General features: G+C 62.9%; 25 protein-coding genes. 10 read left to right on the plus strand and 15 right to left on the minus strand.

What is annotated here, in order from left to right; all coding sequences use genetic code 11:
* The first annotated feature begins 17 nt into the window (after positions 1–17).
* Complete coding sequence (locus C3F42_RS13105) at positions 18–371, plus strand: hypothetical protein (protein WP_023631415.1); 354 nt, start codon at positions 18–20, stop codon at positions 369–371.
* 68 nt (positions 372–439) lie between these two features.
* Positions 440–934, plus strand: a complete 495-nt coding sequence (locus C3F42_RS13110) for a GreA/GreB family elongation factor (protein WP_094010325.1) — start codon at positions 440–442, stop codon at positions 932–934.
* 56 nt (positions 935–990) lie between these two features.
* Here the strand turns inward: C3F42_RS13110 and gdhA are convergent, their stop codons facing one another.
* The 3 genes from gdhA to C3F42_RS13125 all read right to left on the minus strand — a co-directional run bounded on the left by gdhA (position 991) and on the right by C3F42_RS13125 (position 4,884).
* Positions 991–2,331 carry an NADP-specific glutamate dehydrogenase gene (gdhA, locus tag C3F42_RS13115; protein WP_046857193.1) on the minus strand — a complete coding sequence of 447 codons (1,341 nt, stop codon included), beginning with the start codon at positions 2,329–2,331 and terminating at the stop codon, positions 991–993.
* Positions 2,332–2,620: 289 nt separating this feature from the next.
* Positions 2,621–4,288 carry an energy-dependent translational throttle protein EttA gene (gene ettA, locus C3F42_RS13120; RefSeq protein WP_038707327.1) on the minus strand — a complete coding sequence of 556 codons (1,668 nt, stop codon included), beginning with the start codon at positions 4,286–4,288 and terminating at the stop codon, positions 2,621–2,623.
* Positions 4,289–4,491: 203 nt separating this feature from the next.
* The gene (locus C3F42_RS13125; protein ID WP_094010326.1) at positions 4,492–4,884 is read right to left on the minus strand and encodes a hypothetical protein; all 393 of its coding nucleotides are present in this window, start codon (positions 4,882–4,884) and stop codon (positions 4,492–4,494) included.
* A 251-nt stretch (positions 4,885–5,135) separates the two neighbouring features.
* Between C3F42_RS13125 and C3F42_RS13130 the strand changes: the two genes are divergently transcribed.
* Both C3F42_RS13130 and glyA read left to right on the plus strand, forming a co-directional pair.
* Positions 5,136–8,966: a GGDEF and EAL domain-containing protein gene (locus tag C3F42_RS13130; protein WP_094010327.1), complete on the plus strand. Its 3,831-nt coding sequence runs from the start codon at positions 5,136–5,138 to the stop codon at positions 8,964–8,966.
* A 199-nt stretch (positions 8,967–9,165) separates the two neighbouring features.
* Positions 9,166–10,419, plus strand: a complete 1,254-nt coding sequence (gene glyA, locus C3F42_RS13135) for a serine hydroxymethyltransferase (protein WP_094010328.1) — start codon at positions 9,166–9,168, stop codon at positions 10,417–10,419.
* A 60-nt stretch (positions 10,420–10,479) separates the two neighbouring features.
* Here the strand turns inward: glyA and C3F42_RS13140 are convergent, their stop codons facing one another.
* From C3F42_RS13140 to C3F42_RS13160, 5 genes are all read right to left on the minus strand, one after another.
* Positions 10,480–10,779 (minus strand): helix-turn-helix transcriptional regulator, encoded by a 300-nt coding sequence (locus tag C3F42_RS13140; protein ID WP_094010329.1) that lies wholly within the window; start codon positions 10,777–10,779, stop codon positions 10,480–10,482.
* Entirely contained in the window at positions 10,776–11,159 is a 384-nt protein-coding gene (locus C3F42_RS13145) for a type II toxin-antitoxin system RelE/ParE family toxin (RefSeq protein WP_236661040.1), read from the minus strand. The genes C3F42_RS13140 and C3F42_RS13145 overlap by 4 nt, the downstream gene beginning before the upstream one ends.
* An 86-nt stretch (positions 11,160–11,245) precedes the next feature.
* Positions 11,246–12,223 (minus strand): GTPase, encoded by a 978-nt coding sequence (yjiA, locus tag C3F42_RS13150; protein ID WP_104444526.1) that lies wholly within the window; start codon positions 12,221–12,223, stop codon positions 11,246–11,248.
* A gap of 78 nt (positions 12,224–12,301) precedes the next feature.
* A complete protein-coding gene (locus C3F42_RS13155; protein WP_008094130.1) occupies positions 12,302–12,499 on the minus strand; it encodes a YbdD/YjiX family protein in 198 nt (65 codons plus the stop codon).
* A 13-nt stretch (positions 12,500–12,512) separates the two neighbouring features.
* On the minus strand, positions 12,513–14,579 hold the full coding sequence (locus tag C3F42_RS13160) for a carbon starvation CstA family protein (protein WP_038707324.1): 2,067 nt from the start codon (positions 14,577–14,579) through the stop codon (positions 12,513–12,515).
* Between the two features lie 212 nt (positions 14,580–14,791).
* On the opposite strand from C3F42_RS13160, the gene C3F42_RS13165 reads away from it, so the two are divergent.
* The 3 genes from C3F42_RS13165 to C3F42_RS13175 all read left to right on the plus strand — a co-directional run bounded on the left by C3F42_RS13165 (position 14,792) and on the right by C3F42_RS13175 (position 17,823).
* The gene (locus C3F42_RS13165) at positions 14,792–15,601 is read left to right on the plus strand and encodes a lytic polysaccharide monooxygenase (RefSeq protein WP_158659567.1); all 810 of its coding nucleotides are present in this window, start codon (positions 14,792–14,794) and stop codon (positions 15,599–15,601) included.
* A gap of 71 nt (positions 15,602–15,672) precedes the next feature.
* On the plus strand, positions 15,673–16,044 hold the full coding sequence (locus C3F42_RS13170) for a PilZ domain-containing protein (RefSeq protein WP_104444528.1): 372 nt from the start codon (positions 15,673–15,675) through the stop codon (positions 16,042–16,044).
* 261 nt (positions 16,045–16,305) lie between these two features.
* On the plus strand, positions 16,306–17,823 hold the full coding sequence (locus C3F42_RS13175) for a nucleobase:cation symporter-2 family protein (RefSeq protein ID WP_023630301.1): 1,518 nt from the start codon (positions 16,306–16,308) through the stop codon (positions 17,821–17,823).
* A 189-nt stretch (positions 17,824–18,012) separates the two neighbouring features.
* Here the strand turns inward: C3F42_RS13175 and C3F42_RS29880 are convergent, their stop codons facing one another.
* The 3 genes from C3F42_RS29880 to radA form a co-directional block, all read right to left on the minus strand.
* On the minus strand, positions 18,013–18,294 hold the full coding sequence (locus C3F42_RS29880) for a sigma-70 family RNA polymerase sigma factor (protein ID WP_232888034.1): 282 nt from the start codon (positions 18,292–18,294) through the stop codon (positions 18,013–18,015).
* A 5-nt stretch (positions 18,295–18,299) separates the two neighbouring features.
* Positions 18,300–18,521, minus strand: coding sequence for an RNA polymerase sigma factor (locus C3F42_RS29885; protein WP_256586298.1), 222 nt, complete (start codon positions 18,519–18,521; stop codon positions 18,300–18,302).
* A 67-nt stretch (positions 18,522–18,588) separates the two neighbouring features.
* Positions 18,589–19,956 carry a DNA repair protein RadA gene (radA, locus tag C3F42_RS13185; RefSeq protein WP_094010333.1) on the minus strand — a complete coding sequence of 456 codons (1,368 nt, stop codon included), beginning with the start codon at positions 19,954–19,956 and terminating at the stop codon, positions 18,589–18,591.
* A gap of 178 nt (positions 19,957–20,134) precedes the next feature.
* Between radA and mscL the strand changes: the two genes are divergently transcribed.
* On the plus strand, positions 20,135–20,548 hold the full coding sequence (gene mscL, locus C3F42_RS13190; protein WP_023630299.1) for a large-conductance mechanosensitive channel protein MscL: 414 nt from the start codon (positions 20,135–20,137) through the stop codon (positions 20,546–20,548).
* Between the two features lie 68 nt (positions 20,549–20,616).
* Here the strand turns inward: mscL and C3F42_RS13195 are convergent, their stop codons facing one another.
* Positions 20,617–21,393, minus strand: a complete 777-nt coding sequence (locus C3F42_RS13195) for a ferredoxin--NADP reductase (protein WP_094010334.1) — start codon at positions 21,391–21,393, stop codon at positions 20,617–20,619.
* Positions 21,394–21,606: 213 nt separating this feature from the next.
* Here C3F42_RS13195 and C3F42_RS13200 point away from each other — a divergent pair, with 213 nt between their 5' ends.
* Entirely contained in the window at positions 21,607–22,311 is a 705-nt protein-coding gene (locus C3F42_RS13200; RefSeq protein WP_104444529.1) for an autoinducer binding domain-containing protein, read from the plus strand.
* A gap of 98 nt (positions 22,312–22,409) precedes the next feature.
* Positions 22,410–23,534 carry a methyltransferase gene (locus C3F42_RS13205; protein WP_104444530.1) on the plus strand — a complete coding sequence of 375 codons (1,125 nt, stop codon included), beginning with the start codon at positions 22,410–22,412 and terminating at the stop codon, positions 23,532–23,534.
* A gap of 55 nt (positions 23,535–23,589) precedes the next feature.
* On the opposite strand, the gene C3F42_RS13210 is transcribed toward C3F42_RS13205, so the two are convergent.
* Genes C3F42_RS13210 through C3F42_RS13220 form a run of 3 tightly spaced genes read right to left on the minus strand, consistent with a single transcriptional unit; the run spans position 23,590 to position 26,188 of the window.
* On the minus strand, positions 23,590–23,730 hold the full coding sequence (locus C3F42_RS13210; protein ID WP_023630574.1) for a DUF2474 domain-containing protein: 141 nt from the start codon (positions 23,728–23,730) through the stop codon (positions 23,590–23,592).
* 12 nt (positions 23,731–23,742) lie between these two features.
* Positions 23,743–24,750, minus strand: a complete 1,008-nt coding sequence (gene cydB / locus C3F42_RS13215; protein WP_023630573.1) for a cytochrome d ubiquinol oxidase subunit II — start codon at positions 24,748–24,750, stop codon at positions 23,743–23,745.
* A 1-nt stretch (position 24,751) separates the two neighbouring features.
* The gene (locus C3F42_RS13220) at positions 24,752–26,188 is read right to left on the minus strand and encodes a cytochrome ubiquinol oxidase subunit I (protein WP_023630572.1); all 1,437 of its coding nucleotides are present in this window, start codon (positions 26,186–26,188) and stop codon (positions 24,752–24,754) included.
* Positions 26,189–26,465: the final 277 nt, after the last annotated feature.

The following is a 26,465-nucleotide window of genomic DNA, read 5'->3' on the forward strand; positions in this document are numbered from 1 at the left end:
CCGAGGGTCCTGTGGTCATGTCGCGGTACTGGTTAGCCTTGTTTCTCTTGCTGCTGGCGGGTTGCGAAACCACCCATGAACAAATGGTCAACCAGGGCTACCCGCCCGCCTATGCCGACGGCTTCCAGGACGGCTGCAGCAGCGGTCGCCAGGCCGCCGGGCTGATGGCCGGCGACTTCCGCAAGGATGTCCCGCGCTACCTGAATAACCGCCAGTACGAAAGCGGCTGGGACGATGGCTTTCGCCAGTGCCACGCCATGCAGTCCAACGAAGACCTGCGCGAGTATCGCGAACGCTATTGGGACGAGCGTGACCGCGACTGGCAGAAGGAGAAAGACCAAGGTGCGGCCCGTGCATACCGCCGCAACTGACGTCGTAAATGGACAACTGTTGAAACCCGCAGCCTGCCACCATGGTCTCCAGCACAAGGAGGCCAACCATGAGCCGAGCATTCGTCAATGAAGACCAGGCCGCCGCCCAGGCCAGCCAGCCGGTCGAGCGCCTGGTCAGCGACCAGCCCAATTACGTCACCGCCAACGGCCTGGCACAGTTGCAGCAGCGAGTGGCCGCGCTCAATGCATTGCGCGCCGCGCTGCAGGCCGAAGGCGATGCCGACAAGCAGCGGCTGGCCGATACCGAGCGTGACCTGCGCTACTTCACCGCTCGGGTGCAGAGCGCGCAGGTGGTACCTGCTGTAACGTCCACGGAGAAGGTGCAGATCGGCAGCCTGGTGCGGTTCGTCGATGAACATGACCAGGAGCATCAGGTGCAACTGGTGGGCGAGGATCAGGCCGATGCCGCCCAAGGATTGGTCAACTGGGGCTCGCCGCTGGGGCAGGCGCTTCTGGGCGCCGGGCCTGGGGATGAAGTGTTGTGGCGACGGCCGGCGGGGGACCAGATGATCGAGGTACTGGCCATTCTGGGTGAGTGCTGAAATCATCGCGGCCGCTTCGCGCCCCTTTCGGCGCGAAGCGGCCGCAAGTTATCGAATCAGACCACGCCCTGGGCCAGCATCGCGTCAGCCACCTTCACAAAGCCGGCGATATTGGCGCCCTTGACGTAGTTGATGCTGCCATCGGCCTCCTCGCCGTAGTGCACGCAGGCATGGTGGATCGACTGCATGATGTGGTGCAGCTTGCTGTCCACCTCCCCGGCCGTCCACAGCAGGCGCATGGCGTTCTGCGACATCTCCAGGCCCGACACGGCCACGCCACCGGCATTGGATGCCTTGCCAGGCGCGTAGAGGATGCCGGCCTCGATGAAGATATCCACAGCCTCCAGGGTGGTCGGCATGTTGGCCCCTTCGGCAACGCAGATACAGCCATTGCGCAGCAGGGTACGGGCGTCTTCGGCGCCCAGTTCGTTCTGCGTCGCGCACGGCAGCGCGATATCGCATGCCAGGCTCCAGGGCGTCTGGCCTTTGCGGAACTCCAGGCCGAACTGCTCGGCCAGCTCGCTGATGCGACCGCGCTTGACGTTCTTCAGCTCCATCACCGCGTCCCACTGGGCATCGGTAAGGCCGGCTTCGGCATACAAGGTGCCTTCGGAGTCGGACAGCGAGATCACCTTGCCGCCCAGGTCCATGACCTTGCGCGCCGCGTACTGGGCAACGTTGCCGGAACCGGAGATCGCCACGCGGCGACCGTCGATGCGCTGGTCGCGGCGCTTGAGCATCTCTTCGGCGAAGTACACGCAGCCGTAGCCGGTGGCCTCCGGGCGGATCAGGCTGCCGCCATAGGTCATGCCCTTGCCGGTCAGCACCGAAGTGAACTGGTTGGCCAGGCGCTTGTACTGGCCGAACAGGAAGCCGATCTCGCGGGCACCGACGCCGATGTCACCCGCAGGCACGTCGAGGTCGGCGCCAATGTGGCGGTACAGCTCGCTCATGAACGCCTGGCAGAAGCGCATCACTTCGGCGTCGCTCTTGCCCTTCGGGTCGAAGTCCGAGCCGCCTTTGCCGCCGCCCATTGGCAGCGAGGTCAGCGAGTTCTTGAACACCTGCTCGAAGGCCAGGAACTTGAGTACGCCCAGGTTGACCGACGGGTGGAAGCGCAGGCCGCCCTTGTACGGGCCGATGGCGCTGCTCATCTGGATGCGGTAGCCGCGGTTGACCTGGACCTTGCCCTGGTCGTCGACCCACGACACACGGAACAGCACGGCACGCTCGGGTTCGACCATGCGTTCGAGAATGCCTGCCTGCAGGTAGTGAGGGTTGGCTTCGAGGAAAGGCCACAGGCTGCGCAGCACCTCCTCCACGGCCTGGTGGAATTCGGGCTGGGCCGGATCGCGTTGTTGCAGTCGGGCCAGGAAATCGTCGACAGATTCGATCATGGTAGACATCTCACCAAGAGAGGGATTGTTTTTGGTTTTTTCGGGAATGTACCAAGAACCAATCGCACTGGAACAGGGCGAAATGTCGTTTTTATGAAATTAATTGGTGCGTTTTCTATAACTGTATACAAGTTTCTCGCTGTACTCGTGAGAGTGCACTTTCTCCCTGCTCTCCCTTAACGCAGCAATCGCGGGGCAAGCCCGCTCCCACGCAGCCCTTCTCATCCCTGAAAGCCAGGCACAAAAATGGGGCCCCTGAGGGCCCCATCGTTGTGCAGCAAAAACCGGCTTACTGGGCCAGTTTCTTGTGACGCACACGGTGCGGCTGGGCAGCGGCGTCGCCCAGGCGCTTCTTGCGATCGGCTTCGTACTCGGTGTAGTTGCCTTCGAAGAACACCACGCTGGAATCGTCTTCGTACGCCAGGATGTGAGTGGCCACACGGTCCAGGAACCAACGGTCGTGGGAAATCACGATGGCGGCGCCCGGGAAGTCCAGCAGGGCTTCCTCGAGCGAACGCAGGGTTTCGACGTCGAGGTCGTTGGACGGTTCGTCGAGCAGCAGGACGTTGCCGCCCTCCTTCAGGGTCAGGGCCAGGTGCAGGCGGCCACGCTCACCACCGGAGAGGTCCTTGACGAACTTCTGCTGGTCGCCGCCCTTGAAGTTGAAGCGGCCGACGTAGGTGCGCGACGGGATCTCGTAGCTGCCGATGCGGATCTGGTCGGAGCCGTCGGAGATCTGCTGGAACACGGTCTTGCTGCCGTCCAGGTCTTCGCGGCTCTGGTCGACGCAGGCCAGCTGCACGGTTTCACCGATCTCGATGCTGCCCGAGTCCGGCTGCTCCTTGCCCATCAGCATGCGGAACAGGGTCGATTTACCGGCACCGTTACCACCGATCACGCCGACGATGGCGCCCTTGGGCATGGCGAACGACAGGTTGTCGATCAGCACGCGATCGCCATAGCCCTTGGTGACGTTCTTGAACTCGATGACCTTGTCGCCCAGGCGCGGACCGGCCGGGATGTAGATCTCGTTGGTCTCGCTGCGCTTCTGGAATTCCTGCGACTGCATCTCTTCGAAGCGCTGCAGACGGGCCTTGGACTTGGACTGGCGGGCCTTGGCGCCTTTGCGCACCCACTCCAGTTCCTCTTTCATGGCCTTCTCGTGGGCGCTCTGCTGCTTGGATTCCTGCGCCAGACGGTCCGACTTGGCTTCCAGCCAGCCCGAATAGTTGCCTTCGTACGGGATGCCGGCGCCGCGGTCCAGTTCGAGGATCCAGCCGGCGACGTTGTCGAGGAAGTAACGGTCGTGGGTGATTGCCACCACGGTACCGGGGAAGTCGTGCAGGAAGCGCTCCAGCCAGGCTACCGAGTCGGCGTCCAGGTGGTTGGTCGGTTCGTCGAGCAGCAGCATGTCGGGGGCCGACAGCAGCAGGCGGCACAGGGCCACGCGGCGCTTCTCGCCACCGGACAGGTGCTCGATCTTCGCCTCCCAGGCCGGCAGGCGCAGGGCATCGGCGGCGACGTCCAGCTGGCGCTCGAGGTTGTGACCGTCGGCGGCCTGCAGGATGGCCTCGAGCTTGGCCTGTTCGGCGGCCAGCTTGTCGAAGTCGGCATCCGGGTCGGCGTAAGCGGCGTAGACCTCGTCCAGGCGGGCCTGGGCGTCCTTGATCACGCTGACCGCTTCCTCGACCACTTCACGCACGGTCTTGCTCGGGTCCAACTGCGGCTCCTGGGGCAGGTAGCCGACGTTGATGTCGGGCATCGGACGGGCTTCGCCGTCGAATTCCTTGTCGACGCCCGCCATGATCCGCAGCAGGGTCGATTTACCAGCGCCGTTCAGGCCCAGCACGCCGATCTTGGCTCCCGGGAAGAACGACAGGGAAATATTCTTGAGAATTTCCCGCTTCGGCGGCACGACCTTGCTCAGCCGATGCATGGTGTAGACGTATTGAGCCAAAACCAAGCCCTCTATCAGATAGGTAAATACACGCGCCCCGGCATTGGCCAGGGGATGTGATTACGGGGTCATTGAATAAAGTGGGCCATTCTACGCCAAGTCGCGGCGTTGCACAGATGGGGTAGATGGCGGGGCCGCCCGGCGGCCTTCGCGGGGCAAGCCCGCGCCCACGCCGGCACGGGTGGGGCGGGCTTGGCGCAGGCTCAGACGTGCGACTGCCTGGCCTTGCCACGCGGCAGGCGGCAACGGTCCGATTGCTCGGCCAGGCGCGCGGCCCAGGCGGACTTGACGCTGAAGCCGCCACTGCGGGCAGGTTTGCCAGCCGGCTTGCTCACGGTCTTGGCAGGCGCGGCAGTGGGCTTGGCGGTGGGTTGTGCGGCAACCTGGGCGACCGGCTCGGCGGCAGCCTTGGCCGACTTGCGCAGCTCGGCCAGCGACGGCGTCTTGTTGGCACTGGCGGCAGCCGCGTCCGGCTTGGCCAGCGAGCGCTGGCAGGTCTTGCAGGATACGTCCTCGGCCAAGGCAGTGCTGACCAGCGTCTGACTGCTACGCCCGCAGGCGGAATCGAGGCCATTGGTGGAATAGTGGGTAACCAAAACCGTACATCTCCGATGCGTTGACTATGAAGCGGGCGGCATTCTCGCACAGGTTGCAGGGACTTGCCGAACCGGCATGACCAACTGCGGGTCGGCATCGGACATGCGGACTGGCACTTTGCCATATTTGAAGGCATGCTAGTCGGCTTCCCGCGTGCGCCTTATAGTGCGCCCAGCAGCCACGGCACGGGCCGTGCATGCCGCGAGAACGCAACCCCTGCCATCGTCAGCCCAATCGCAGGACCCAACGCTTGACCAATCTCACGCAACCGTCATCCCTGCGTCCTGCCGATTCCACGGCCGGCGCGCACCTGCGTGGCTCGCTCAAGGGGGCGCTGGCCCTGCTCGCCCTGATTCTGCTGGGTTTGCTGCTGTGGCAACTGTTCGCCCAGTTCCGCCATACCCAGGCCGACCTGCGCCAGCAGAGCCTGGCCACCAGTGCCGAACTGGCCGACCATCTGAGCCTGAACATGGCGCTGAAGGCCCAGCAATCACTGAACCTGGTCCAGCCCTACGTCAAACCTCCGGCGCCTGTCGCCCTGCCCAGCCTGCTCGCCACCTTGCAGGCCCGCCTGCCGGCCCTGCGCGACCTGGCCTGGCTTGACGCCACCGGGCAGGTGCGCAGCGACACCCTCGCTGGCTCACCCGACCGTCAGCTGATTGACGACCTGCTGCAACTGAATCAGGGCAGGGCATTTTTCTATGGCAACGATGCCGACAATCAGCGGCTCTACCTGCTGCTGCGCCAGCCGACCGAGCAAGACCGCGGCTACTGGCTGCTGCGCCTGAGCCGCGACTACTACCAGGAGCTGACCCGTCACCTTGACGGCCCCACCCATCCCCTGTGGCTGCTGGAAAACAGCCGCAGCGGCGAGGTCATCGAGCGCCACGGGCACCGGCAGACCAGCGAAGATCCTCTGCAAAGCGTGATGCTTGCCTTCATCGACAACAGCACCTGGCAACTGCGTGGCCTGTTCGATGCCGGCCTGGCCCGCGACAGGTTGCTGCCGGCGCTGCTCGGCAAATGCGTGCTGGTGCTGTTCTGCGCGCTGCTGCCGGTACTGGCGCTGATCAACATGCGCCGTCGCCAACGCGCCTTGCAGGAAGACCGTCGGCGCTACCAGGAAATCTTCGAGGGCACCGGCGTGGCCCTGTGCGTGCTCGATCTCTCCAGCCTGCCGGGGCAGCTCGACCGCTACCACCTGCGCAACCGCGCCGCGCTCAAGCAAAGCCTGGCCCTGGACACCAAGCTGCGCCGCACCTTGCTTGCGGAACTGAAGATCACCGAGATCAACCAGGTGGCCCGCCAACTGCTCAACGTCGACTCCCACGCTGGCGCCTGGCAGCGCCTGATAGATGGCAGCGGGGACAGCCGCGACAGTATCGGCATGCAGTTAATCGACGCGCTGATCGAAGAGCGCCAGCAACTCGAACTGGAGGTCCGCCTACCCGCCCCGCTCGGTGGTGAACTGCACCTGTGGCTGATGGCCCGACTGCCGCAGCAGCGCCGTGACTACCAGGCGGTAATCCTGAGCATCAGCGACATCACCAGCCGCAAGCAGGTGGAGCTGTCGCTGCTCGAACGCGAGGGCTTCTGGTCGGACGTGGTGCGTACCGTGCCCGACCAGCTCTACGTGCAGGACGTTGACAGCCAGCGGATGATCTTCAGCAACCGCCACCTCGGCCAGACCCTCGGTTACGACCGCGCGGAGCTGGCACAGATGGGTGACCGCTTCTGGGAGATGCTCCTGCATCCCGGCGATGCCGAGCACTACCGCGCCCTGCGCCAGCAGCAGCGCGACACCGGCTATGGCCAGTCGCTGCACTGCCAGTTGCGCTTCCGCCATCGCGACGGTGGCTGGCGGTGCTACGACATCCGCGAGCAGGTGCTGACCCGCGACAGCGAAGGCCTGGTCACACGTATCATCGGCGTGGGCAAGGATGTCACCGTGCAGATCGAAGCCAGCGAATCGCTGCGCGACAGCGAACAGCGCTACCGCATGCTCGCCGAGAGCATCAGCGACGTGATCTTCTCCACCGACAGCCAGCTGCAGCTCAACTATGTCAGCCCCTCGGTGCAGGCGGTGCTGGGCTACCAGGCCGACTGGATCTTTGCCAACGGCTGGCAGTCGATCATTGCCAACCCGGCCCAGCTCAGCGGTGTCTACAACCTGCTCGAGCGCGTCAGCCAGGTGCTGGACGACAGCACGCAACTGGCCCAGTTGCGCAGTACCCTGCCTACGCAGTTGTTCCTGTTCGACTGCCTGCGCGCCGACGGCCGCAAGATCCCCATCGAGCTGCGCCTGGTGCTGGTGTGGGACGAACACGAGCGCTTCGAGGGGGTGCTCGGCGTGGGCCGCGACATCAGCCAGCAACGCCGGGCCGAAAAAGACCTGCGCATGGCCGCGACCGTGTTCGAGCACTCCACCTCGGCGATCCTCATTACCGACCCGGCCGGCTATATCGTCCAGGCCAACGAAGCATTCACCCGCGTCAGCGGCTATGCCGTGGCCGAGGTGCTCGACCAGCTCCCCGGCATGCTCACCGTCGAGCAGCAACAGAACGCCCAGCAAGGCTACGTGCTCAAGCAACTGAGCCAGCGCGGCAGCTGGGAAGGCGAGGTCTGGCTGAAACGGCGCAACGGCGAGCACTACCCGGCGTGGGTAGGCATCACCGCGGTGCTCGACGATGAAGGCGACCTGGCCAGCTATGTGTGCTTCTTCACCGACATCAGCGAACGCAAGGCCAGCGAGCAGCGCATCCACCGCCTGGCCTACTACGATGCCCTCACTCACCTGCCCAACCGCACGTTGTTCCAGGACCGCCTGTACACCGCCCTGCAACAGGCCGAGCGCCAGAAGGCCTGGGTGGTGCTGATGTTCCTCGACCTCGACCGCTTCAAGCCGATCAACGACTCCCTTGGCCATGCGGCGGGCGATCGCATGCTCAAGGACATGGCCGAGCGCCTGCTGGCCTGCGTCGACGACGACGACACCGTGGCGCGCATGGGCGGCGACGAGTTCACCCTGCTGCTGCAGCCCAAGGCCAGCCGCGAGCAGGCCCTCAACCGCGCCATCCATGTTGCCGAGCACATCCTCGACGGGCTGGTCACCCCGTTCGTGCTGGAAAACCGCGAGTTCTTCGTCACCGCCAGTATCGGCATCGCCCTGAGCCCACAGGACGGCAGCGAGCTCAGCCAGTTGATGAAGAACGCCGACACGGCGATGTACCACGCCAAGGAACGCGGCAAGAACAACTTCCAGTTCTACCAAGCGGACATGAACGCCAGCGCCTTGGAGCGTCTGGAACTGGAAAGCGACCTGCGCCATGCACTAGAGCAGAACGAGTTCATCCTCTATTACCAGCCACAGTTCAGCGGCGACGGCAAGCGCCTGACCGGCGCCGAGGCGCTGTTGCGCTGGCGCCACCCGACACGCGGCCTGGTGCCGCCGGGCGACTTCATCCCGGTGATCGAGGAGCTGGGCCTGGTGGTCGACGTTGGCGACTGGGTACTGCGCGAATCCTGCCGTCAGCTCAAGGCCTGGCACCAGCAGAAAGTGCGTGTGCCCAAGGTGTCGGTGAACATCTCCGCCCGGCAGTTCTCCGACGGCCAGCTGGGCACGCGCATCGCAACTATCCTCGACGAAACGGGGCTGCCGCCGGCGTGCCTGGAGCTGGAGCTGACCGAAAGCATCCTGATGCGCGAGGTCAACGAGGCCATGCAGATCCTCGACAGCCTGAAGAACCTGGGCCTGAGCATCGCGGTCGACGACTTCGGCACCGGCTACTCGTCGCTCAACTACCTCAAGCAGTTCCCCATCGACGTGCTGAAGATCGACCGCACCTTCGTCGATGGTCTGCCCGAAGGCGAACAGGACGCACAGATCGCCCGGGCGATCATCGCCATGGCCCACAGCCTCAACCTGGCGGTGATCGCCGAGGGCGTGGAAACTCATGAGCAGTTGGAGTTCCTGCGCGAACACGGCTGTGACGAGGTGCAGGGCTACCTGTTCGGCCGACCGATGCCCGCCAACCAGTTCGAGGCCCAGTTCAGCAACGAGACGTTGTTCATGTTCCAGTAGGCGCTGCGCGGGGTCTTCGCGCCCACCAGACCTCATGCAACCTGGAAAAAACCGGACCTCAAAGTCAACTCCAGCCCAGTCGCCACGCGGCCTGCAACATGAAGCCCATTGGTCCGCGACTTGATGCCACTTCATATGCCAGCGGCGAATCAATCGGTTAGAATGCTCCCCCAATTCTGCCCGATCCTTGAGGACCGCCATGTTCAGCCGTGATTTGACCATTGCCAAGTACGACGCCGAGCTCTTCGAAGCCATGCAGCAAGAAGCCCTGCGCCAGGAAGAGCATATCGAGCTGATCGCTTCGGAAAACTACACCAGCCCGGCGGTCATGGAGGCCCAGGGTTCGGTTCTGACCAACAAGTACGCCGAAGGCTACCCAGGCAAGCGCTACTACGGTGGTTGCGAGTACGTCGACGTCGTCGAGCAGCTGGCCATCGACCGCGCCAAGGAGCTGTTCGGCGCCGACTACGCCAACGTCCAGCCGCATGCCGGTTCCCAGGCCAACGCCGCTGTCTACTTGGCCCTGCTGTCGGCCGGTGACACCATCCTGGGCATGAGCCTGGCCCACGGCGGCCACCTGACCCACGGTGCCAGCGTTTCCTCCTCGGGCAAGCTGTACAACGCCATCCAGTACGGCATCGACGCCAACGGCCTGATCGACTACGACGAAGTCGAGCGCCTGGCTGTCGAGCACAAGCCGAAGATGATCGTTGCCGGCTTCTCCGCCTACTCGCAAGTGCTGGATTTCCCACGCTTCCGCGAAATCGCCGACAAGGTCGGTGCCTACCTGTTCGTCGACATGGCTCACGTCGCCGGCCTGGTCGCCGCTGGTGTGTACCCGAACCCTGTGCCGTTCGCCGATGTGGTCACCACCACCACCCACAAGACCCTGCGCGGTCCACGTGGCGGCCTGATCCTGGCCCGTGCCAACGCCGACATCGAGAAGAAGCTGAACTCCGCCGTCTTCCCGGGCGCCCAGGGCGGCCCGCTGGAGCACGTCATCGCTGCCAAGGCGATCTGCTTCAAGGAAGCCCTGCAGCCTGAGTTCAAGGCCTACCAGCAGCAGGTCGTGAAAAACGCCCAGGCCATGGCCAGCGTATTCATCGAGCGTGGCTTCGACGTCGTCTCCGGCGGCACCGAGAACCACCTGTTCCTGCTGTCGCTGATCAAGCAGGAAATCTCCGGTAAGGACGCCGACGCCGCTCTGGGCAAGGCCTTCATCACCGTCAACAAGAACTCGGTACCGAACGACCCACGTTCGCCGTTCGTCACTTCGGGCCTGCGTTTCGGCACCCCAGCCGTTACCACCCGTGGCTTCAAGGAAGCCGAGTGCCGTGAACTGGCCGGCTGGATCTGCGACATCCTGGCCGACCTGAACAACGAAGCGGTGATCGACGCCGTACGTGAGAAGGTCAAGGCCATCTGCAAGAAGCTGCCGGTGTACGGCAACTGATTGGCAGACGCCTGAAATGAAGAAGCCCGGCCTTGTGCCGGGCTTTTTCATGTTTGTACTTCATCGGGCTGGCGCGACATCCGGTACGAGACGTATTTCCACGCGCTGCCCCAAGGCCCTGGCAGCGCTAGCCAACGTTGCCAAGGTCATGCCAGCGTCTGTCTGATCCAAGGCTCGATCGACCGCCGCCCGACTGGTGTGCATACGCTCGGCCAAAGCCTTCTTGCTGATCTTTTGCTGCTTCATCGCCTGCGTCAGTTGCCAGGCGATCACCCGTTTCAGCGCAGCCGCCGTGACCTCTTCGAGGATGCCCTCTTCGGCGAGAAAATCATCGAAGTTCGAACCGATATGCGGGTTCATGTAGTTGACCTCCGTAAGCTGGCCTTGCGTTGCCTGGCCAGGGCCAGATCTGCTGAAGGCGTTTTCTGGCTTTTCTTGATGAATCCATGGAGCATGAACATCACGCCATCCATGATCGTGAACAGTACACGGGCAACGACATGCCCCATGTCGATACGGATTTCCCAAAGCCCGTGCTCCAGCTTTCTGACCAAGGGCATGCCAAGTGGCCATCCCAACTGAACGGTCTTGATTTCCATGCCAATCAGATAGCGTTCTTCACGTGCCAAGCCCTTTAGCCACTCCCTCACGGGCTCATTACCCAACGCACTACAGAAGAACTGCACATTTATTTTTAGATCCGACGCGGCCAAGTGTACCAAAAAAAGTACCTCCTGCAAGCGGCCACCTCGACTGGCCTGATCGCTGAAACGAGGCCAAAAAAATGCCGCCTTACGGCGGCATCGAACAGTCGGCTGTATCCCAATCAGGCGTGGCTCAAAGCTTCGAAACCAGCCCGAATCCTTTCCTCCGGCAGCTCATCGGCGATGAACACCATCACGCTTTCCCGAAGCTCGCCTTCCTTCCACTCGGCGTCCCAGTCGAAGCCGTACAGCTTCAGCACTCCCTGGAACACCAAACGGCGATCTTCACCCGCGATATTCAACACGCCCTTGTAGCGCAACAGCTGTTTGCCGTGCTCCTCCAGCAGCTCGTTCATGAAGTCGCTGAGCCGATCGATATCCAACGGTGTTTCGGTGCACAGCACCAGCGTCGAAATGCGATCCGGGGTGGCGGGCTTGAGGACCGGGCGCAAGCTGGGCCCGGGGCTGATGCCAAGGTCCGGGTTGAGGTTGAACCCTCGCACATCGAGCAGCTCGGCCAGGTCGATGCGACCGTGCTCGACCACGCGAATCGTCGCCCGGCCATTGATGCACGCCAGGCGCTCGCGCAGGGCATCGACCACCTGCGGCTCGACCAGATCGGTCTTGCTCAGCAGCAGACGGTCGGCAAAGCCGACCTGGGCCTGGGCGATGGCCTGGGTCAGGTGCAGTTCGGCGTGGGCGGTGTCGACCAGGGTGATGATGCCATCGAGGATATAGCGCTCGCGCAGCTCTTCGTCGATGAAGAAGGTCTGTGCCACGGGTGCCGGGTCGGCGAGGCCCGTGCACTCGATCACCAGGCGATCAAAGGCGATCTCGCCGGCGTCCAGGCGTTCGAGCAGCAGGTACAGGGCACGGGTCAGGTCGCCATGGATGCTGCAGCACACACAGCCGTTGGCCAGGGTCATGACCTGCACTGGCTCATCGCCCAGCAGTTGGCTGTCGATGCCGGCCTCGCTGAACTCGTTCTCGATCACGGCGAGCCTCAGGCCGTGCTCGGCCTTGAGCATGTGCTTGAGCAGTGTGGTCTTGCCGGCACCGAGAAAGCCGGTCAGCACGGTAACGGGAATCGGCGTTTGCACGCGGTTGTCTCCTGCAGCTGAAAATGAAAGTGGGAGCCCGGTTGCCCGGGCTCCCACTGGTTCACGCGTGTCGCGGGTTCAACAGCACTTGGGCCCGGACTTGCCACCATAACGCGCTTCCTGGCGCTCGCGGAAGAACGCCTCGTAGCTCATCACCGGCTTGTCCGGGTGCTTGGTCTGCATGTGCTCGACATAGTTGTCGTAATCGGGCATGCCGACCATCAGGCGGGCTGCCTGCCCCAGGTACTTGCCCAGTCGACCCAGGTCGTTGAACATCGCGGCATTCCTCTCAAGCGTCAGGCAGGGCCTGGAACGGGGTTTCCTTGTCGGTCCGCTCCTTGCGGCCCCAGGCGGCATAGCCGACCTTGAGGGCGAAGAACAGGATGCTGAACACCACCACCAGGAACAGGATCGTCAGGCCAGCGTTGGTGTAGGCGTTGAAGATCACGTGCTGCATCTGACCGATATCCTTGGCAGGCGCCAGCACCTGGCCGGCGTCCAGCGCGGTGCTGTACTTCTTGGCCAGCGCCAGGAAGCCCACAGCTGGGTTCGGGTCGAACAGCTTGATCAGGCCCGCGGCGGTGGTGCAGATCAGCAGCCATACCGCAGGTACCAGGGTGACCCAGATATAGCGCTGACGCTTCATCTTGATCAGTACCACGGTACCGAGCATCAGGGCGATACCGGCCAGCATCTGGTTGGAGATACCGAACAGCGGCCACAAGGTGTTGATACCCCCCAGCGGATCGATCACGCCTTGATACAGCAGGTAACCCCACATGGCCACGCAACCGGCGGTCGCGAGCAGGTTGGCCCCCCACGACTCGGTGCGTTTGAGCGCCGGAACGAAGCTGCCCAGCAGGTCCTGCAGCATGAAGCGCCCGGCACGAGTACCGGCGTCCACTGCGGTGAGGATGAACAGTGCCTCGAACAGAATGGCGAAGTGGTACCAGAACGCCATGGTGTTCTCGCCCGGCAGCACCTGGTGCAGGATCTGCGCGATACCGACCGCCAGGGTCGGCGCGCCACCGGCACGGGCGAGGATGGTGTGCTCGCCGATGTCGCGGGCAGTGGCCTCCAACTGCTCGGGGGTAATCATGAAGCCCCAGCTGCTGACGGTCTGCGCCACCGAAGCGACGTCGGCGCCGACCACTGCGGCCGGACTGTTCATGGCGAAGTACACGCCCGGCTCGATCACCGAGGCGGCAACCATGGCCATGATGGCGACGAACGACTCCATCAGCATGCCGCCGTAGCCGATGTAACGGGCGTTGGTTTCGTTGTCCAGCAGCTTCGGCGTGGTCCCCGAGGAGATCAGCGCGTGGAAGCCGGACACCGCGCCGCAGGCGATGGTGATGAACAGGAACGGGAACAGGGTGCCCTTCCACACCGGGCCGGTACCGTCGGTGAACTGGGTCAGCGCCGGCATCTTCAGCTCGGGCGCGATGATCAGGATACCGATGGCCAGGCCGACGATGGTGCCGATCTTGAGAAAGGTCGACAGGTAGTCGCGCGGCGCCAGTACCAGCCACACCGGCAGCACAGCGGCGACGAAACCGTAGCCCACGAGCATCCAGGTGATCTGCACGCCGGTGAAGGTGAACGCCGGGCCCCACACCGGATCCGCGGCGATCTGGCCCCCCAGCCAGATCGACAGCAGCAGCAGGACCACGCCGACAATGGAGATTTCACCGATGCGGCCCGGGCGGATGTAGCGCATGTAGATGCCCATGAACATCGCGATCGGGATGGTCGCGATCACCGTGAACATGCCCCACGGGCTCTCGGCCAGGGCCTTGACCACGATCAGCGCGAGCACCGCGAGGATGATGATCATGATCAGGAAGCAACCGAACAGGGCGATGGTGCCCGGTATGCGGCCCATCTCTTCCCGGACCATGTCGCCCAGCGAGCGGCCGTTGCGCCGTGTGGACAGGAACAGGACCATGAAGTCCTGTACCGCGCCGGCCAGCACCACGCCAGCGATCAGCCACAGCGTGCCGGGCAGGTAGCCCATCTGCGCCGCGAGCACCGGGCCCACGAGCGGGCCGGCGCCGGCGATGGCGGCGAAGTGGTGGCCGAAAAGGATGTGCTTGTTGGTCGGGACGTAGTCCAGGCCATCATTGTTGAGTACCGCCGGCGTGGCCCGGCGTGGGTCGAGCTGCATCACCTTGGTGGCGATGAACAGGCTGTAGTAACGGTAGGCAACCAGGTAGATGGCCACTGCCGCGACGACGATCCACAAGGCATTGATCGCCTCACCGCGACGCAGGGCGACGACGCCCAGCGCGCAGGCCCCTATGACTGCCAGCGCCAGCCACGGGATATGGCGTAGCAGGCTGTTATTGTTGTTCATGGCATGCTTCCAGCTTAAGTGGTTGGAATAGACAGCCCTCTGAGTCTAGGGCCTGCTCGCCTCCATTACCATATCCAGATGAGCGTCCTTGCTACCCCAGGGGCTCCGACCTAGAGCGTTGTTCCCGCAACTCACCTGGTAATTCTGCCAGTTGTCGGGCCACAGTCCAGAGTGCATTTTGAACAGGTCTTGAATACACAAGGATGTTCACAATGAAGACCAAGTACCTGCTTCACACCTCTTTCATCGGCCTGCTCGCCACTGCGGCGATACCTGCCCATGCCGCCCCCATCGAGCCAATGCATGGCGCCATGGAAGTACCCGTGGCGCGCCAACTGGCTTGCTTCAACGCACAAGACTACCACTGGCCAGAAGATGGCTCAGGTATCAAGAGTCCAGGCTGCAAAGCGGCGTACCAACACGTTTACCGCAAGTTCGACAACAACGCCCAACAGGCGACCTATCAGTTCATCCAATGGCACGAAGTGTCGAAGAACATCCCCGAGTACGACAAAATCGAAGAAGTCAAGAAGGCTATCCCCGACGGCCAGTTGTGCTCGGCGGGCAATGTCGTGGCAGCGGATTCACTAAGCAAGGTCAGGAACGCACTCCTCGAAATTTTGCGCAAGTTGAAATTGGATTCGAATTGGCTGTACCTCTTGGTCAACGACAAGAGCGGCCTGGACCAACCTGCCGAGTGGGCCACCCAGGAACTGCGCAAGGGGGCCGACAACAAAGTGCACATGAGCTACAAGATCGAGGCCGTGCATAACCCCAGTTACTGGGAAATCTATGTGTCCAAGCCTGGCTACAACCCCGCAGAGCGCGCGCTGAAGTGGGACGATCTGGAACTGGTGCAGGAAATCGGCGACGTGCCACCAGTAAATGGGTACTACGAGCTTGAGGTCGATCTCAAGAACCACATCGGCAAGCGTGTCATCTACAGCCGCTGGCAGCGCAAGGACCCGGCCGGCGAAGGCTTCTACAACTGCAGCGATGTGAACATCGTCGGCGGCAAATAGCCTCCGGTTAATCCTCCGAAAGGGACGGCCATGGCTGGGCTATAGTCAGAAGATCTGACGAGGATCCAGCCATGACTAGCTCCCACGACGAACGCCGCCGTTTCCAGCGCATCGCCTTCGATGCCCCTACCGAACTGCGCCAGGGCGAACGTCGCTGGCCGGTGAAGCTCCTCGACCTGTCGCTTAAGGGCTTGCTGGTAGAGCGCCCGGAACCCTGGGATGCGGACCCCACCCAGGACTTCGACGCAGTCATCCACCTCAACGACAAGAAAACCCAGGTCAGGATGCAGGTCGAACTGCGCCACGACGAGTCCACGCGCCTGGGCTTCATCTGCCTGCACATCGACATCGACTCGATGACCCATTTGCACCGTCTTGTGGAACTGAACCTGGCGGACAGCACCGAAATGATGCGCGAGCTGCGCGAACTCATCGAAGATTGATATCTCTTAGCCTGCTAACAATCTGGCTGTGACCGCTTTCTTGTCCAGCCAGACAGCTTTCCTGCCTTTCCCAGCCCCTTTGTACACACCCCTCTGGAACAGCCTCTCGCAGGTTGGAACGCAACGTGCATCCAGGTTTCAGGCACCCTGGATGCATCCTTTACGACGCTACGATCAAAACTTTGTATACAATTTTAGTGGCAATTATTTGCGCTAGTTGTCTACAGTAGCGGCACAACAATAAACAGAGAGCCTGCTCCAATGACCACGTCCCCCAGCACGTCTCCCGCCCCGCGCCCCGAGGACGAAAACCTCGGCCTCGGCGCCAACCTGGCCTACGGGCTGCAGCATGTCCTGACCATGTATGGAGGGATCGTCGCCGTACCCCTGATCCTCGGCCAGGCCGCCGGCCTGGCGCCGGCGGAGATCGGGCTGCTAATTGCTGCCTCGTTGTTCGCCGGTGGCCTGGCGACATTGCTGCAGACCCTTGGGCTGCCGTTCTTCGGCTGCCAGCTGCCATTGGTCCAGGGCGTGTCGTTCGCGGGCGTGGCGACCATGGGCGCGATTCTTGGCAGCCAGGGCGGCGGTGGCCTGCCGGCGGTGCTGGGCGCGGTAATGGCAGCTTCGTTGATCGGTTTCCTGATTACCCCGGTGTTCTCGCGCATCACCAAGTTCTTCCCGCCCCTGGTGACCGGCATCGTCATCACCACCATCGGCCTGACCCTGATGCCCGTCGCGGCCCGCTGGGTGATGGGCGGCAACAGCGCCTCGCCAGAGTTCGGCAGCATGGCCAACATCGGCCTGGCGGCGCTGACCTTCGCCATCGTCCTGCTGCTGAGCAAGCTCGGCAGCGCGAGCATTTCGCGCCTGTCGATCTTGCTGGCGATGGTCGCCGGCACATTGATCGCCTGGTCGCTGGGCATGGCCGATTTCAGCAAGGTCACCGAAGGCCCGATCTTCGCCTTCCCCACCCCGTTCCACTTCGGCATGCCGACCTTCCACATCGCCGCGATCCTGTCGATGTGCATCGTGATCATGGTGACCCTGGTGGAAACCTCGGCGGACATCCTGGCGGTCGGTGAAATCATCGACACCAAGGTCGACTCCAAGCGCCTGGGCAACGGCCTGCGCGCCGACATGGCATCGAGCATCCTGGCGCCGATCTTCGGCTCGTTCACCCAGAGCGCCTTCGCCCAGAACGTGGGCCTGGTGGCAGTCACCGGCGTGAAGAGCCGCTATGTGGTGGCCACCGGCGGCGTGATCCTGGTGGTGCTCGGCCTGCTGCCGATCATGGGCCGGGTGATTGCGGCAGTGCCTACCCCGGTACTCGGTGGCGCCGGTATCGTGCTGTTTGGCACCGTGGCCGCCAGCGGAATCCGTACCCTGTCGAAAGTCAGCTACAAGAACAACGTCAACCTGATCATCGTCGCCGCCTCGCTTGGCTTCGGCATGATCCCGATCGCGGCGCCGAACTTCTACCACAGCTTCCCCAGCTGGTTCGAAACAATCTTCCACTCCGGCATCAGCTCGGCGGCGATCATGGCAATTCTGCTGAACCTGATGTTCAACCACTTCACCACCGGCAACTCGGAAAACCAGTCGGTGTTCGCCGCGGCCTACGAGCGCACCATCCAGTACTCCGATATTTCGGCCCTGCGTGATGGCGACTACTTCAAGGACGGCAAGCTGTTCGACGCCGAGGGCAACGAGGTACCGGTGCTGGAACTGGACGAGCACGGCAACGAGACGCCCAGGCGCAAAGCGGTTGCCGAACACTGATCGCTGACCAGGACGGTCACCGAGGGGAGCCGACGCGCATCGTCGGCTCTTTTTTTGTATGGGAAGATGCGTGGAATCCTATGATCGCTTTAGCCGTGAGCCACAAAGTACCGATTCAACACATTCAGATCACCGGCCTCCAGCCCCCCGCCATATAGCGCAGCTGCAACCAGGACCGTAAACCGTTGGTCATTCGGTTTCCTGCAGGCACGGCATCACATAGGCCAGGGCGTTGGCCAGATGCTTTTGCACCGAACTGTCGGAGATCCCCAGATCCCTGGCGACCTCGGCGTGGGTCATGCCTTCCAGGCGGTTGAGGCGGAAGATCTCCCGGGTGCGCTCGGGCAACTCGCCGAGGATCGCCTGCAACCGACGCAGGTGCTGCTCGCGCACGGCTCGCTCTCGAGCCCGGGGCCATCCTCGACGAGCGCCTCGAAAGCCTCGTGGGGCATCGTGTCGGTCTTGCGCCATTGCTGCTAACGCACGTGATCGATCTTCGGGTTGTGCACGGTGCGATAGAGGTACGCCTGGGCGTTGTCGATCGTCTCGGTACACTGCTGCTCGGCCATGCGCAGGAAACTGTCCTGCACCAGGTCAGCGGCCAGCAGTGAGTCGCACACCTTGCGCGAGAGCAGGCCTTGAAGGTTTTTCGCGTGCTTGAGAAACAGCCGCTTGAGGTCTGACTCCGCCAGACGCACTCCATGAGGTGCTCGCAGGGTGGCGGCATGCTACTCGCTATTGAAAATCACTTATAAAAAAATTGACCTACTCGAACAATGCGTCCAGTGCCTGTTCCAGACGGGTCACGGCAATCACCTGCAACCCGGCGGGCGCCTCTTTCGGCGCGTTGCCCTTAGGCACGATGGCACGCTTGAAGCCATGTTTTGCCGCTTCCTTCAAACGCTCCTGGCCACTGGGTACCGGGCGTACCTCGCCCGACAGGCCGATTTCGCCGAACACCAGCAGGCCATGGGCCAGCGGACGATTGCGCAGGCTCGACATCACCGCAGCCAGCAACGCCAGGTCGGAGGCAGTCTCAAGCACCTTCACACCACCGACGACGTTGAGGAACACGTCCTGATCATGGGTGGGGATGCCGCCGTGTCGATGCAACACCGCCAACAGCATGGCCAGGCGGTTCTGGTCCAGGCCTAACGTCACCCGTCGCGGATTGGCCAGGTGGCTGTCGTCAACCAACGCCTGGACCTCCACCAGCATCGGCCGGGTGCCCTCCCAGGTGGCCATGACCACGCTGCCGGGCACCTCTTCCTGGGTGCGATTGAGGAAGATCGCCGACGGATTGGAGACTTCCTTGAGGCCGCGGTCGGTCATGCCGAACACACCCAGCTCGTTGACCGCGCCAAAGCGGTTCTTCACTGCGCGCAGCAGGCGCAGGCGGCCATCGGACTCACCCTCGAAATACAACACCGTGTCGACCATGTGCTCGAGCACCCGAGGACCTGCCAACGAGCCCTCCTTGGTGACGTGACCGACCAGGAAGATCGCCGTGCCGCTCTGCTTGGCATAGCGCACCAGCAATGCCGTGCTCTCGCGCACCTGGGCGACGCCGCCCGGCGCCGACTGCAGTTGTTCGGTGAAGATGGTCTGTATCGAGTCGATCACCATCACCCGCGGCTTTTCCTGGCGCGCGGTGGCAATGATGGTCTCGATGCAGGTTTCAGTCATGACCTTGAGCTGGTCCTGGGGCAGGCCCAGGCGCCGGGAGCGCATGGCTACCTGCTGCTGCGATTCCTCGCCGGTGACATACAGCGCCGGCATCTGCACGGCGATGTTGCATAGGGTCTGCAGAAGGATGGTCGATTTGCCGATACCCGGATCGCCCCCGATCAGTACCACCGAACCATCCACCAGGCCGCCGCCGAGTACACGGTCGAGTTCGGTGCTGCTGGTGGTGAAGCGCGGGATCTCCTCGACGCTCACTTCGGCCAGGGTCTTGATCTGCGCCTGCTGCCCGGTCCAGCCGGCGCGCCCGCTCGGTGCCGCGGCGCCGCCGCTTTCGATCATGCTCTCGACCAGGGTGTTCCAGGCCCCGCACTCGCCACACTGCCCGGCCCACTTGGGAAAGGTCGCGCCGCACTCGGTGCAGCCATACAAACGCTTGGCCTTGGCCATGGGCTGGGTCTCCTGGAAAAAACCGCCATGATAGCCGAACACGGACGTGCCCCGGAGGCCTCGGCGGACGACAAAACTATTCGCTCTATAAACAGTCTGTAGCTGCGAACGTCACGCATGAAGCGTTTTAGTGGCTTACACTGCGTTTACCTCTCCATTCGTAACAAAGGAATACAGCATGGGCATGCTCAGTGAATTCAAGGCCTTCGCGGTCAAGGGAAATGTCGTCGACATGGCGGTGGGTATCATCATCGGCGCGGCGTTCGGCAAGATCGTCTCTTCCTTTGTCGGTGACGTGATCATGCCCCCCATCGGCCTGCTGATCGGCGGTGTCGACTTCAGCGACCTGGCCATCACGCTCAAGGCTGCCGAAGGCGATGTGCCGGCCGTGATGCTGGCCTACGGCAAGTTCATCCAGACCGTGCTCGACTTCATCATCGTCGCCTTTGCCATCTTCATGGGCGTGAAGGTGATCAACCGCCTCAAGCGCGAAGAGGCCGTGGCACCGACCGCGCCGCCGGTGCCCAGCGCCGAGGAAGCCCTGCTGACCGAGATTCGCGACTTGCTCAAGGCGCAGAATCGCCAGCCCTGAAGCACAAAACGACTGGGGCCGCTTTGCAGCGGCCCCAGTGACGGCGATCCAAAAGGCGCCATTGTTCCTTACCAGTAATTCTCCACCGCCACCTGCCCCGGCCGCTTGCTCAGGCTCAGTTGCAAGTCCCGCGCCTTGAGCACCTTGCGCGTCTCGTCGATCATCTCCGGGTTGCCGCACAGCATGATCCGTGAATGCTCCGGCGACAGCGCCAGCCCCGCCGCCTTTTCCAGTTCACCGTTCTCGATCAACGTGGTAATCCGCGCATTCAACGCACCCGGATGCTGCTCTCGGGTAACCACCGGAATGAACTGCAGCTTGCCCGCGTACTCCGCCAGGTAGTCGCGCTGTTCCAACGCGGCGATTTCATCGACATACGCCAGCTCCTTCGCCTCGCGCACCGAGTACACCAGCTTGATATTGTCGAAGCGCTCCCAGGCCTCGAAGTCCTGCAGGATCGACATGAACGGTGCGATGCCGGTGCCGGTGGCCAGCAGCCACAAGTCACGGCCGCCGACGAAGCGGTCAAGGGTCAGGTAGCCGAAGGCCTGGCGGTCGATCAGCAGGGTGTCGCCTTCGCCAAGCCGGCTGAGCTCACTGGTGAACTCGCCCCCGGGCACCACGATGGAGAAGAAGTCGAGAAACTCGTCATGGGGCGCGCTGACCATGGAATAGGCACGCCAGACAACGCTGCCATCGGCCTTGTTCACGCCCAGCCGGGCGAACTGACCGGCACGAAAGCGAAAGCCTGCATCGCGGGTGACACGCAGGGAAAACAGGTTGGGAGTCAGAGGCTGGACGCCGAGCAGGGTCTGGCGGGTGAATTTGTCGGCGCTGGCGGTCATGACGGGCTCCACGAATCAAGAGCGCACAGTGTCGCGCAAAGCAGCGCAGATAAACACCGTCGATTTGTAGGGCATGACACGACACCGAGCAGAACTACCTAAAAAAGCGACACAGCTATAGCAAAAAAACCCAGCACACCAGTAGGAGCTTTCCTACACTACGGTCCGTGTAGTCCTCACTTTGGATCCACGAAGACGTAAAGGGAGCCTCAGATGCCACATTGGAAGAGCGAGCAGCTCCAGCAACTGCTGGAGGAGAAAGAGCCGCAGCAGGTGTTCGGCAAGGCTGTGAAACTGGCCCAAGCACTGGACATGGAGTTCATCGGCCTGACCTTGCACCTGCATATCGCTGCCCGTGGCCCCCAAATCGTCCTCTACAACAATTACCCAAGCGCCTGGAACACCCTCTATCAGGCTGAAGACTTCATCAACATAGACCCAACAGTATCAAAATGCCACCACACGACGTTGCCACTGGTCTGGAACGACGATCTGTTTCATGAGGTGCCACAGCTGCGTGAGGCCGCCAGCGCCTACGGCATGATCCATGGCTGGAGTCAATCGGTGCACGACCAGCAGCACAACGAAAGTCAGTTGAGCGTCTCCAGGGCCGAAGGCGCCGTCTCCCGCGACGAACTGTTCGAGAAGAGTGCCCAGGTCATGTGGCTGTGCAACACCTTGCACGCCGCCCTCAGCACGCACCACCTGGCGAAGTACAGCCCACTGCCGCAATTGAGCGAACGCGAGCTTGAAGTGCTCAAGTGGTCCGCCGCCGGCAAGACTGCCGCCGACGTGGCGATGATCCTCTCGCTGTCGACCAGCACCGTGAATTTCCATATTCGCAGTGTGATCAGCAAGACCAACGCCTCCAACAAAGCTGGCGCCATCGCCATTGCCGCCCTGCGCGGCCTGCTCTGACAGCGCGTCCCCCACCCAGGCGCAAAGCCCTGTAGAATTCCCCGCCGCAAGCCCGCCGCACCCGCGCGCCGGGCAGATACGCAGCAGAGCCCCACGTCATGCCCCTGTTCAACAGCCCCTTCGCCGACCTCGACCTGATCCGCCAGCCGGAGCAAGCCAACGACCCGCTGCTGGCGTTCGATGCCGCCGACCAGTACCTGCTGGAACACCTGGCCGCCCAGGCACCGGGCGCAGGGTGCAAGGTGCTGGTGCTCAACGACAGCTTCGGCGCCCTGGCCGCCAGCCTGGCCGGACACCTGGACGTGACCAGCAGCGGCGACTCGCACCTGGCGCACCTGGCCCTGGAGAAGAACCTCGCGGGGAACGGCAAGCCGTTCGACAGCGTGCCCTTCATCCCGGCCAACGAGCCCTTCCAGGGCCCGTTCGACCGCGTGCTGGTGCGCGTGCCCAAGACCCTGGCCCTGCTCGAGGAGCAACTGATCCGCCTGCAGGGCCAATTGGCGCCTGGAGCCCAGGTGATCGCCGGGGCGATGATCAAGCACCTGCCACGAGCCGCCGGCGACCTCATGGAGAAGTACATCGGCCCGGTGCAGGCTTCGCTGGCGCAGAAGAAAGCGCGCCTGCTGACTGCCACTGTCGCGCAACGGCCCGTCGCGCGCTCCCCCTACCCCAGCCGCTACCGCCTGGACACGCCGGCCCTGGAGCTGGTCAACCACGCCAACGTGTTCTGCCGCGAAGGCCTGGACATCGGCACTCGCGCCTTCCTGCCGCATCTGCCACGTGATTTGGGCCGCGCCCGCGTAGCCGATCTCGGCTGTGGCAATGGCGTGCTGGCGATTGCCTGCGCCCTGGCCAACCCGGATGCGCAGTTCACCCTGGTCGACGAGTCGTACATGGCGGTGCAGTCGGCGCGGGAGAACTGGCAGGCGGCACTGGGCGAACGCGAAGTGACGATCAGGGCCGCGGACGGCCTGGCCGGCCAGGAGAAACAATCGCTGGACGTGGTGCTGTGCAATCCACCGTTCCACCAGCAGCAGGTGGTCGGCGACTTCCTCGCCTGGCGCATGTTCCAGCAGGCCCGCGAGGCGCTGGAAGTCGGTGGCGCGCTGTACATCGTCGGCAACCGCCACCTGGGCTATCACAGCAAGCTGGCGCGCTTGTTCCGGGGCGTCGAGCAGGTGGCGGCAACGCCGAAGTTCGTGGTGCTCAAGGCCCGGAAATAAAAGCATCGCGGGGCAAGTCGCATCGGTGCGACTTGCCCCGCGATGACTCAATGGCTTAGTGAGTACTCAGGCCTGCCGCGTTCATGAACATGCGCATGCCATAAGCCACCACGCCAAGCGCTGCCACGCTCAGCCCCCAGATCAGCACCAGCCAACCCAGGCGTTGCCACAGCGGTTTCTTCTCTTCGACATTCATCGCCCGGCGCTCCTAGTGATAGCCGTCTTCATGGGTCACCTTGCCGCGGAACACGTAGTAGCTCCAGTAGGTGTAACCAAGGATGAACGGCAGGATGAACAGCGTGCCCACCAGCATGAAGCCCTGGCTCTGCGGCGGCGCCGCGGCATCCCAGATGCTGATCGACGGCGGGATGATGTTCGGCCACAGGCTGATGCCCAACCCGCTGTAACCGAGGAAGATCAGCACCAGGGTCAGCAGGAACGGGGTGTAGTGGGCATTGCGCGCCACCGCCCGCAGCAACCCGTAGAAGGTCACCAGCACCAGGATCGGCACCGGCATGAACCAGATCAGGTTGGGCATGCTGAACCAACGCTCGGCGATCTGCGGATAGGCGATCGGCGTCCACAGGCTGACGATGCCGATCACCACCAGCAGCACCAGCGCCAGTGGCCGAGCCATGTCATGCATCTTCTGCTGCAGCGGCCCTTCGGTCTTCATGATCAACCAGGTGCAGCCCAGCAGCGTGTAGGCGACGATCAGGCCTAGGCCCGAGAACACCGTGAACGGCGTCAGCCAATCGAGGGTGCCACCGACGAACTTGCGGTCGACCACCTTGAAGCCCTCGATGAAGGCGCCCAGGGCCACGCCCTGGAAGAAGGTCGCCACCAGCGAGCCCCAGATGAAGGCCTTGTCCCAGATATGGCGCCTGTTGGCCCGGGCCTTGAAGCGGAATTCGAAGGCCACGCCCCGGAAGATCAGGCCCACCAGCATCAGGATCAGTGGCAGGTACAGCGCCTCCAACACCACCGAGTAGGCCAGTGGGAAAGCCCCGAACAGCGCCGCCCCGCCCAGTACCAGCCAGGTCTCGTTGCCGTCCCATACCGGAGCAACCGTGTTCATCATTACATCGCGGTCACGCTCGTCCTGGACGAAGGGGAAGAGCATGCCGATGCCCAGGTCGAAACCATCCATCACCACGTACATCATGACGCCGAAGATGATGATCACGGCCCAGATCAGCGGAAGATCGATACCCATCTCAGTTCCCCTTGCTCAGGCTGCTGGAGTCGGCCTCATGGCCTTCATCGGCGGCGGACAGCGGCCGCGCCGGCGTACGTTTCTGGCCAGGGCCACCCGGGGTGTGCTCATCGCCTTCACCGGTCTTCGGCCCTTTGCGCACCAGGCGCATCATGTAGCCCAGGCCGGTGCCGAACAGCGCGAAGTAGACCACCACGAACATCACCAGGGTGAACCCCAACTGCGCGTAGCTATGGTTGGACACCCCATCGGCGGTGCGCATCAGCCCGTAGACCACCCACGGCTGGCGGCCGATCTCGGTGGTGAACCAGCCGGCGAGGATCGCGATCAACCCCGACGGGCCCATCCACAGGGTCAGGTAGAGGAACGGCCGCGAGCTGTACAGGGTGCCGCGCTTGCGCAGCCACAGGCTCCACAGGCCGACGAAGATCATCAGCATGCCCAGGCCAACCATGACCCGGAACGACCAGAACACGATGGTCGAGTTGGGTCGGTCCTCGGGCGGGAAGTCCTTCATCGCCGGCACTTGCTTGTCCAGGCTATGGGTCAGGATCAGGCTGCCCAAGGCTGGAATCTCGATCTTGAAGCGCGTGGTTTCTGCCTGCATGTCGGGAATGCCGAACAGGATCAGCGGCGTCGGCTCGCCGGGCTTGTTCTCCCAGTGGCCTTCGATGGCGGCGATCTTCACCGGTTGATGCTTGAGCGTGTTCAAGCCATGGAAGTCGCCGATCACGGCCTGGATAGGCGCCACCACCAGGGCCATCCACATGGCCATCGACAGCATCTTACGCACTGCCGGGTTGTCCCTCCCGCGCAACAGGTGCCAGGCCGCCGAGGCGCCGACAAAGAACGCGGTGGCGACGAAGGCCGCGGTGGCCATGTGCATCAGGCGATAGGGGAAGGACGGGTTGAAGATCACCGCGAACCAGTCCACCGGAATCACCTGGCCATTGACGATCTCGTAGCCCTGGGGGGTCTGCATCCAGCTGTTGGAAGCGAGGATCCAGAAGGTCGACACCAGCGTGCCGAGCGCCACCATGCAGGTGGCGAAGAAGTGCAGGCCACGGCCTACACGGTTCCAGCCGAACAGCATGACACCAAGGAAACCGGCCTCGAGGAAGAAGGCGGTCAAGACCTCGTAAGTGAGCAAGGGACCAGTGATGGATCCGGCAAAATCGGAGAACTGGCTCCAGTTGGTGCCGAACTGATAGGCCATGACCAGGCCCGAGACCACGCCCATGCCGAAGTTCACGGCGAAGATCTTCGACCAGAAGTGGTAGAGGTCACGGTACGTGTTGTCGCCGGTCTTCAGCCAAAGGCCTTCTAGGACCGCCAGGTAGCTCGCCAGGCCAATGGTGATGGCCGGGAACAGGATGTGAAAGGACACGGTAAAGGCAAACTGGATTCGGGCGAGCTCTAGAGCTTCCAATCCGAACATGGTGCTTCCTCTTCAGGTAATCCGGCGACCGGGCTCATGGCCTGTCGCCCACTGCCCCCACGGGTATCGAGTGCGGCGCGTTAGAATTGTTCTGTTCGATCGCGGGGATTCCGGCCCGAAGGCCAAGATCGTTGCATCTGGAACGATTGATCCAGATCAACGACTGAATGGAAGCATAGTCCTGAATGCTCCATCCGGATGTGTGGTTGATTGCCGCGTGACCGGTTGCCTCACCCTCTTTTGCGAATTCGCGGCAGTTGATCCACACGACTTTCAG

The sequence above is a fragment of the Pseudomonas sp. PONIH3 genome (assembly GCF_002934345.1).
Classification (GTDB): Bacteria; Pseudomonadota; Gammaproteobacteria; order Pseudomonadales; family Pseudomonadaceae; genus Aquipseudomonas; species Aquipseudomonas soli.